The organism is Streptomyces sp. NPDC002130 (assembly GCF_040296465.1).
Classification (GTDB): Bacteria; Actinomycetota; Actinomycetes; order Streptomycetales; family Streptomycetaceae; genus Streptomyces.
Window position 1 is genome coordinate 1 of record NZ_JBEOXI010000308.1, and the last position, 8,307, is coordinate 8,307.

The 8,307-nt window shown below is 72.0% G+C and carries 8 protein-coding genes and 1 pseudogene; 2 read left to right on the forward strand and 7 right to left on the reverse strand.

Going from position 1 to position 8,307, the window contains the following annotated elements; translation table 11 throughout:
• Positions 1-359 (forward strand): pyridoxal-phosphate dependent enzyme (locus ABT116_RS36190; protein WP_351642934.1); only part of this gene is annotated, 359 nt, incomplete at its 5' end.
• 60 nt (positions 360-419) lie between these two features.
• Entirely contained in the window at positions 420-779 is a 360-nt protein-coding gene (locus tag ABT116_RS36195; RefSeq protein WP_351642937.1) for a cupin domain-containing protein, read from the forward strand.
• A 113-nt stretch (positions 780-892) separates the two neighbouring features.
• On the opposite strand, the gene ABT116_RS36200 is transcribed toward ABT116_RS36195, so the two are convergent.
• The 7 genes and pseudogenes from ABT116_RS36200 to ABT116_RS36230 form a co-directional block, all read right to left on the reverse strand.
• Complete coding sequence (locus ABT116_RS36200; RefSeq protein WP_351642940.1) at positions 893-2,251, reverse strand: vWA domain-containing protein; 1,359 nt, start codon at positions 2,249-2,251, stop codon at positions 893-895.
• Positions 2,248-3,105: an AAA family ATPase gene (locus ABT116_RS36205; RefSeq protein WP_351642943.1), complete on the reverse strand. Its 858-nt coding sequence runs from the start codon at positions 3,103-3,105 to the stop codon at positions 2,248-2,250. Before ABT116_RS36205 ends, ABT116_RS36200 begins: the two co-directional genes overlap by 4 nt.
• A 254-nt stretch (positions 3,106-3,359) precedes the next feature.
• Positions 3,360-3,998: a LutC/YkgG family protein gene (locus tag ABT116_RS36210; protein WP_351642947.1), complete on the reverse strand. Its 639-nt coding sequence runs from the start codon at positions 3,996-3,998 to the stop codon at positions 3,360-3,362.
• Positions 3,995-5,473 carry a LutB/LldF family L-lactate oxidation iron-sulfur protein gene (locus ABT116_RS36215; RefSeq protein WP_351642950.1) on the reverse strand — a complete coding sequence of 493 codons (1,479 nt, stop codon included), beginning with the start codon at positions 5,471-5,473 and terminating at the stop codon, positions 3,995-3,997. Before ABT116_RS36215 ends, ABT116_RS36210 begins: the two co-directional genes overlap by 4 nt.
• A complete protein-coding gene (locus tag ABT116_RS36220) occupies positions 5,470-6,225 on the reverse strand; it encodes a (Fe-S)-binding protein (protein ID WP_351642953.1) in 756 nt (251 codons plus the stop codon). Before ABT116_RS36220 ends, ABT116_RS36215 begins: the two co-directional genes overlap by 4 nt.
• A gap of 70 nt (positions 6,226-6,295) precedes the next feature.
• On the reverse strand, positions 6,296-7,744 hold the full coding sequence (locus ABT116_RS36225; RefSeq protein ID WP_351642956.1) for a rhamnulokinase: 1,449 nt from the start codon (positions 7,742-7,744) through the stop codon (positions 6,296-6,298).
• Positions 7,741-8,211, reverse strand: a pseudogene (locus tag ABT116_RS36230) (SDR family oxidoreductase); the annotation flags it as partial. The pseudogene ABT116_RS36230 and the gene ABT116_RS36225, both read right to left, overlap by 4 nt.
• Between the last annotated feature and the right edge of the window lie 96 nt (positions 8,212-8,307).

The following is an 8,307-nucleotide window of genomic DNA, read 5'->3' on the forward strand; positions in this document are numbered from 1 at the left end:
CGTCGCAGCCGGTCGCGTGGAACGTGTCGTTCGCGGTGACCGACGCGGACGCCACCGTCCGTGCGGTGACCGAGGCGGGCGGGTCGCCCAGGGTGCACACCCCGGGGGAGCTGACGTTCTCGGTCAACACACGGCTCCTCGACGAGGTCGTCCTGGTCACCGACGACGAGATCCGGGACGCGATGCGGTTCGCCTTCGAGCGTCTGAAGATCGTCGTCGAGCCGAGCGGCGCCACCCCGCTGGCCGCGCTGCTCACCGGCCGGGCGGGCACACTTCCCCCTCGCGTCGGTGTCGTCATCTCCGGCGGGAACATCGACGCCGGACGCTTCGCCGAGCTCTGCGGCGGCGCCACCCCGTGAATGGCGTCGCCGGCTGGGCGGACGGACGATGGAAGCACAACCTCACCGAGGAGGAGCGTCATGCTTGAAGTGAAGACGCTCGACAAGCCGGACGAGCGGCGCGACTACCCCCGAGGCCACCTGGAAGCCGTCCACCTGACAGGGCTGGACTTCGCCGTGGCCACCTTCGAACCGGGCTGGCGCTGGTCCGAGTCCGTGGCCCCGATCGCGGGGACGGACAGCTGCCAGATCCACCACAACGGCTATGTCGTCTCGGGCCGTATGCACATCCACATGGACGACGGCGCGGAGAGCGAAGTGGGACCCGGCGACGTGTTCGTCTGCGCGCCCGGCCACGACGCCTGGGTCGTCGGCGACGAGCAGTGCGTGGTGTACGACTTCGCGGGTGCCATGGCCAAGGAGTACGCCAAGAAGGACTAGCGCGGCATCTCACCTCCTTCGACCGGCCACCCGGCCTCCCTGCTCTCGGAAACCGACCGGTCTACCCTTCCCGGCATGGAAACCCGATCGGTTTCCGCCTTCATGCCGTCTGATCACACCGGCAGCAGCCGGGCCACCAGTGCGCTCAACTGCCGGGCGTTGCGGCACTCGTGCATCTCGACCAGCTCGGCGTAGGCGGGCGCGACGGAATCGCCCGTGCCCCAGCGGGAGCGCTGCTCGGGGTTCAGCCAGTGGACGCGGCGGGCCCGCTCGGCGATCTGCCGCAGGGCGGGCAGATTCGGATCGCTCCGGTTCGTACGGGCGTCACCGAGGACGAACACCGTCGTGCGGGAACCGGCCGCGTCCGCGTACCGCTCGGCGAACTCGCCCAGGGCCATGCCGTAGTCGCTGCTCCCGTGATAGCCCGTGACCTCCGCCTCCGCCTGAATGCGGGTGCCCAGCCCTTCCGGGTCGGCCCGCCCGTGCTCCAGCAGCCCGGTCACCTCGTCGATCCGGTTGACGAAGGCGAACACGCGCACCTTGCTGAACTGGTCGTGCAGCGCCTGCACCAGCAGCATCGTGAAATCGGAGAAGCCGGAGACCGACCCCGACACGTCGCACAGCAGCACCAGTTCGGGGCGGGCGGGACGCCGTGCGCGCAGCACCGGCTTCATCGGCACTCCGCCCGTCGACAGTGAACCGCGCAGGGTCCGCCGCAGATCGATCGTGCCCCGGGAGGCACGACGCCGCCGGGCCGCCAGCCGGGTCGCGAGCTTGCGGGCCAGCGGCTGCACCGTTCTGCGCAGCTCGGCCAGCCGGTCCTGCCCGGCGAACAGGAAGTCCACCCGGTCCGCGGTCGGGGCCACCGCCCGCCGGGCGATCTCGTCCCGGCCGCGCCGCTCGGCGACCCGCCGCCGCGCCTCCGCGGCCACCAGGGCGCGGAAGGTGTCGATGCGCCGCCGGATCTCGTCCTCCAGCAGCCGGTCCGCGAACCCCTGCCTCCCGCCCTGCCCCCGGACGGTGTCACGCACCCGGGCCAGCAGTGTCTGCGGCCGCAGCCGTTCGAGCGCCTGGTACGACGACCAGCCGTCCGACTCCGGGGAGGAACCGTAGCCGCCGAAACCGTCGACCGCCTCGATCGCCAGCCGGCCCAGCATCTCCCGGTCGTCGGCGGCCAGGGCGTCGGCCAGCCGGTCCCGCAGGTCCTCGCGCCCCGCCGCCCGGTGCTCCGGGCCGCCGACTCCACGCGGGAAGTACAGGTCGAAGACCGGGTCGAACACCTGCCGTTGCGCGGGCCCGTGCAGCAGCGTCGCCGCGAGCCCCTCACGCAGCAGCTCCCGGTCCGCGAGCCCGAGTTCCCCGACCGCCCGCGCCGCGTCGACCGTCTCGCCGGTACCGATCCGCATGCCGTGCTCGCGCAACGCCCCGACCAGCGACGTCAGCCGCTCGGCGACACCCGCCGGCGTGGTCACAGGGCGTCCAGGTCGAGCTTGGCGGACGCCTTGAGGACGTCATCCTGATGCTTGAGGAGTACGCCGAGCGTGGCCTTCACGACCGTCTCGTCCAGCGATTCGGCGCCGAGTGCGAGCAGGGTGTGCGCCCAGTCGACGGTCTCGGCGACCGACGGCACCTTGCGCAGGTCCATCGCCCGCAACGCACCCACGACCCGGACGACCGAGCGGGCCAGCGTCTCGTCGAGCCCCGGCACCTTCAGCCGTACGATCCGGCGCTCCAGCTCCTCGTCGGGAAAGCCGATGTGCAGGAAGAGGCAGCGGCGGCGCAGCGCCTCGGACAGCTCCCGGCTCGCGTTGGAGGTGAGGACGACGAAAGGCCGGCGCGTCGCGGTGATGGTGCCCAGCTCGGGAACGGTCACCTGGAAGTCGCTGAGCACCTCCAGCAGCAGGCCCTCCACCTCGACGTCGGCCTTGTCGGTCTCGTCGATCAGCAGCACCGTCGGGTCGTCGCCGCGGATCGCCGTCAGAAGGGGCCGGGTGAGGAGGAACTCCTCGCTGAAGATGTCCGTGCGGGCCTCGTCCCACGTCTCGTCGCGGCCCGCGCTGATGCGCAGGAGCTGCTTGGCGTGGTTCCACTCGTACAGCGCCCGGGACTCGTCGACCCCCTCGTAGCACTGCAGGCGCACCAGCCGGGCTCCGGCCACCTCGGCGACGGCCTTGGCGAGCTCGGTCTTGCCGACGCCGGCCGGGCCCTCCACCAGGAGCGGCTTGCCGAGACGGTCGGCGAGGAAGACGGTCGTGGCGACGGCGGGCGAGGCGAGGTAGCCGGTCTCGGCGAGGCGTGCGGAGACGTCGTCGACGGATGTGAACAACGGGTGGCCTCCAGGACGGCGGCGTGGGAGTGACGGGCAGGGCACTATCTAAGCGCTTGTTCACTCACGCTGTCACGGGGATCCCGTCCGGGCCGAGGGTAAAATCGTCGGTTTCCCTGGGGCCCTCGGCGCGCTGCTCGCCCGGATGGCCACCACCGACAAGGCGCCCACCCGGGACCGGGGACGGCCTGACCACGACGACCGTGACCGCCCCGCTGGACGCCTCCGGCACCCGCTGACAGGAAGGCGGAGGGTCAGTCCTCGCCGACCAGGATCACCTCCAGCGTGCGCGGACCGTGCACCCCCTCGACGCGGTCCAGCTCGATGTCACTGGTCGCCGACGGCCCGGAGATCCATGTCAACGGGCGAGCCGGATCAAGGCGTTCGAGCCCCTGCGGCACGGACGACACGACCTGGCCGGGCACCCGCACCACACAGATGTGGTGGTCCGGGACGAGGGTGATCCGGCGGCGGCCCTGGTCGGGCGAGCCGTCCAGCACGATGGTGCCGGTCTCGGCGATCGCGACCGCACAGGCCGTCACCACACTGTCCACCCGGTCCAGTTCGTCCGGAGTGCTCTCGGTCCGGTCGGCCACCCGCGTCACCCCGGTCGCCGCCGCCAGCCACTCCTCGTCCAGCCCGGGCGGCACCAGCACCGAAGCCGCCCCGTGTTTCTCCAGCAGCCCCGCGATCAGAACGGGCAGTCCGGCGGCGTCCGTGCGGTGCACGAGCGCCCGGTAGTCCGCCAGGTTCTCGGCGAGCAGCTCCACCGTCTCCGCGACGGTCCGCTGCCCGTGCTCGCGCAGGTATTCCCGCACGAGCGGCGCCTCGTCGGCCGGTGCGTCCGCCAGCGCGCGCCGCACCCGCCCCAGGATCCGTTCCCTGCTGCTCACCTGTCCCCGTCCTTCCCACCACGAGTCCGCTGCCACCAGTCCCGGAACGGTTCTGCGGGCACCGGCGGCAGATCCCGGGTCCCGCTCCAGGCCCTGCCCGGGCCGGGCAGCGTCCGGGGATGGAAGCGACGCGTCCGGGAGGCGACGCGCTGGCCGGCGCGCAGCGCCCCCGCGTGCGTGAACGCCCAGCGTGCCGCGCGCATCGCCGCCCGCTCGGCGGCATGCCCCTTCGCGGGCCGCAGCATCACCTTGTTGCCCTCCCGCGTGACCTCGCCGCCCTGCACCACCCGCTCCCGCAGATGCACCAGCACCTCCGGAATGTCGATGGCGACCGGGCACACCTCGTAGCACGCCCCGCACAGCGACGAGGCGTACGGCAGCGAGGCGTCGATCTCGCTGCCCGTGCCCCGCAGCTGAGGACTGAGGATCGCGCCGATCGGTCCCGGGTACACCGAGCCGTAGGCGTGGCCGCCGGCCCGCTCGTAGACCGGGCACACGTTGAGGCAGGCCGAGCAGCGGATGCAGCGCAGTGCCTGCCGGCCGACCTCGTCGGCGAGGGTGTCGGTGCGGCCGTTGTCCAGCAGCACCAGATGGAAGGTGCCCGGCCCGTCCTGATCGGTCGTGCCGGTCCATGTCGACGTGTACGGGTTCATGCGCTCGGCGGTCGAGGAGCGGGGGAGTGTCTGCAGGAAGACCTCCAGGTCCTGCCACGTCGGCACGATCTTCTCGATGCCGACGACCGAGATCAGCGTCTCGGGCAGGGTCAGGCACATCCGGCCGTTGCCCTCGGACTCCACGACCACCAGCGTGCCCGTCTCGGCGACCATGAAGTTGGCGCCGGAGATGCCGACCTTGGCCCGCAGGAACTTCTCCCGCAGGTGCAGACGGGCGGCCTCGGCGAGCTCGGCCGGTGAGTCGGTCAGGGCCTCGGGGGCGGGGCGGCCCCACTCGCTCATCTCACGGGCGAAGATGTCCCGGATCTCGCCCCGGTTGCGGTGGATGGCGGGGACCAGGATGTGCGAGGGCCGATCCTTGCCCAACTGCACGATCAGCTCGGCCAGATCGGTCTCGTAGGCGTGGATGCCCTCGGCCTCCAGCGCCTCGTTGAGCCCGATCTCCTGCGTGGCCATCGACTTGACCTTGACGACCTCCGACTCGCCGGTCATCTTCACGAGCCGGGTGACGATCTCGTTGGCCTCGTCCGCGTCGGCGGCCCAGTGCACGACGCCGCCCGCGGCCGTCACGGACTCCTCCAACTGCACGAGGTAGTGGTCGAGACGGCGCAGGGTGTGGTCCTTGATCCGCTTGCCCGCCTCGCGCAGCTCGGCCCAGTCGGAGACCTCCGTGACGGCCTTCGCCCGTTTGGCGCGGATGGTGTGCGTGGCGTGCCGCAGATTGCCGCGCAGGGTCGTGTTCCCCACGGCCTCCCGCGCGGCCTCCGGAAATGCCGGCATGCCGAGATACGTCCCGCTCATACGGCCGGTTCCTCCTCCGTGCTCGCCAGGATCTCCGCGATGTGCACCGGCCGCATGGCGGTCCGCAGCCGGGTCATCGTCCCGCCGAGGTGCATCAGGCAGGAGTTGTCCGCCGCGCACAGCACCTCGGCGCCCGTCGACTCGGCGTTGCGCACCTTGTCGGCGCCCATCGCCGCCGAGACATCGGAGTTCTTCAGGGCGAAGGTGCCGCCGAACCCGCAGCACTCGTCCGCGCCCGGCAGCTCGACGAGCTCCAGCCCCCTGACCGACTGCAGCAGCCGCCGCGGCCGCTCACCGAGGCCGAGTCCGCGCAGCCCGTGGCAGGTCGGGTGGTAGGTCACCTTGTGCGGGTAGTACGCCCCGACGTCCGTCACGCCGAGCACATCGACCAGGAACTCCGTCAGCTCGTACGTCTTCGGCACCACCGGCGCCAGTGTGGCCGCGAGGGTGTCCCCGCGCCCCTCCGCCCGGGCCCGTTCGCCCATCCGCGGATACAGCTCCCGCACCATCGCCCCGCACGACCCGGACGGTGTCACGATCGCCTCGTACCCGCTGAATACATCGGAGAAATGCCGGGCGAGCGGCTCGGCCTCACGGCGGTACCCGGTGTTGTAGTGAGCCTGCCCGCAGCACGTCTGCGCCATCGGGAAGTCGACGTCGACACCCAGCCTGGTCAGCAGTTTCACCATGGCGCGCCCGGTGTCCGGATACAGCGTGTCGTTGACACAGGTCAGGAACAGGGCGACACGCATCGCGGCTCCTCGTGTTCGGTCATCGGATGAGTGCAGCCTAGTGGGGGCGCGGGTCCGGCGGGAGACCCCATCAATGAGCGGCGAGCCGAGCCTGTGCGGCGCGCCACCGCTCGGTGCCGCCGCGCGGCTCGTACCGGGTGAGCGGCTGCGTGTTCACGAGCAGCCGCCGCATCCCCGCCAGGTCGCCGACCAGCCCGTGCGCCCGCGCCTGCACCAGGACGTTCCCCAGGGCCGCCGCCTCGGTCGGCCCGGCCACCACCGGCAGCCCGCACGCGTCGGCGGTCAGCTGGCACAGCAGGGCGTTGCGCGTACCGCCCCCCACCACATGCACGACGTCGGCCGCGTGCCCGGCGAGCCGCTGGGCGTCCTGGACGGCCGTGCGGTGGGCGAGGGCGAGGGAGTCGAGGATGCAGCGCGTCACCTCGGCCGGCGACTGGGGCACCGGCTGCCCCGAGACCCGGCACGCCTCGGCGATCCGCTCCGGCATCCGCCCGGGCGCGAGGAACGCCGCGTCGCCCGCGTCCACGACCGACCGCAGTGCCGGCACCTTGGACGCCTCCAGCAGCAGCGCGCCGAGATCCGGGTCGCCCCAGGCCCGTACGCACTCCTGGAGCAGCCACAGCCCCATGATGTTCCGCAGATAGCGGACGGTGCCGTCCAACCCCAGCTCGTTGGTGAAGTTCGCGGCCCGGCTCTCCTCGGTCAGCACCGGCGCGTCCAGCTCCAGACCGGCCAGCGACCAGGTGCCGGTGCAGATGTAGGCGAACCGCTCACCCGACGCGGGGACGGCGGCGACCGCCGACGCGGTGTCGTGCGACCCGACGGCCGTCACCGGCACGGGGCCGGTCAGCCCGGTCTCCTCCAGCACCTCCGGCCGCAGCACCCCCGCCGGATCGCCGGGCTGCCGCAGCGGCGCGAACAGCCCGAGGTCGACACCGAGGCGCTCCGCGACGCCGTACGCCCAGTCGCGGGTGCGCGGGTCGATCAGCTGGGTCGTGGACGCGTTGGTGAGTTCCGTGCCCTGCTCGCCGGTCAGCCAGTACGTCAGCAGGTCCGGCATCAGCAACAGCCGCCGGGCCCGGGCGAGCTGGGTCGTGGAGCGGGCGGCGGTGAGCTGGTACAGGGTGTTGAAGGGCGCGTACTGCAACCCGGTCGCGGCATACAGCTCCCCGGCGGGCACGGTCGCCCACACCTTCTCCGCGACGCCCTCAGTGCGGGCGTCCCGGTAGTGCACGGGATTGCCGAGCAACGCCCCGTCGGCGTCCAGCAGCCCGTAGTCCACGGCCCAGCTGTCGATGCCGACGGAGTCGACCTGTCCCGCTGCCCGCAGCCCGTCCAGCACTCCGGCGTACAGCCCGAGCACGTCCCACCGCAGCCCCTCGGGCACGCGTACCGGCCGGTTCGGGAAGCGGTGGGCCTCGCTCAGCTCCAGCGAGTCGAGTCCGACACGGCCGACCATGACGCGCCCGCTGGACGCGCCGAGATCGACCGCGGCGTAGGACTTCATGTCCGCGCTCATCGCAGGAAGGCGGCCGCGACGCCGGCGTCGACCGGGATGTGCAGACCGGTCGTGTGGGTGAGGTCCCCACCGGTCAGCGCGAACACGGCGTTGGCCACGTGCTCGGGGAGCACCTCGCGCTTGAGGATGGTCCGCTGGGCGTAGAACTCACCGAGCTTCTCCTCCTCCACCCCGTACACGGCGGCCCGCTGGGCGCCCCACCCGCCGGCGAAGATCCCCGAGCCGCGCACCACGCCGTCCGGGTTGACACCGTTGACGTGGATGCCGTGCTCGCCCAGCTCTGCCGCGAGCAGCCGCACCTGGTGGGCCTGGTCGGCCTTGGTGGCGGAATAGGCGATGTTGTTGGGCCCGGCGAACACGGCGTTCTTCGAGGCGATGTAGACGATGTCGCCGCCCAGCTGCTGGGTGATCATCACCCGGGCCGCCTCCCGCGACACCAGGAAGGAGCCGCGGGCCATGATGTCGTGCCATCGGCATCCTCAGCGGCACGGTCGTCGCGGCGATCCTGAACGCGGCCGGCGTCATCGATCCCAAGCAGTGGGCGGGCGGCGCACCCGAACTGC

What these genes read in the sequence shown, in the direction of transcription:
- ABT116_RS36195 (WP_351642937.1), top strand. Translation starts at nt 420, where the DNA reads ATGCTTGAAGTGAAGACGCTCGACAAGCCGGACGAGCGGCGCGACTAC.
- ABT116_RS36215 (WP_351642950.1), bottom strand. Translation starts at nt 5,473, where the DNA reads ATGAGCGGGACGTATCTCGGCATGCCGGCATTTCCGGAGGCCGCGCGG.
- ABT116_RS36220 (WP_351642953.1), bottom strand. Translation starts at nt 6,225, where the DNA reads ATGCGTGTCGCCCTGTTCCTGACCTGTGTCAACGACACGCTGTATCCG.
- ABT116_RS36225 (WP_351642956.1), bottom strand. Translation starts at nt 7,744, where the DNA reads ATGAGCGCGGACATGAAGTCCTACGCCGCGGTCGATCTCGGCGCGTCC.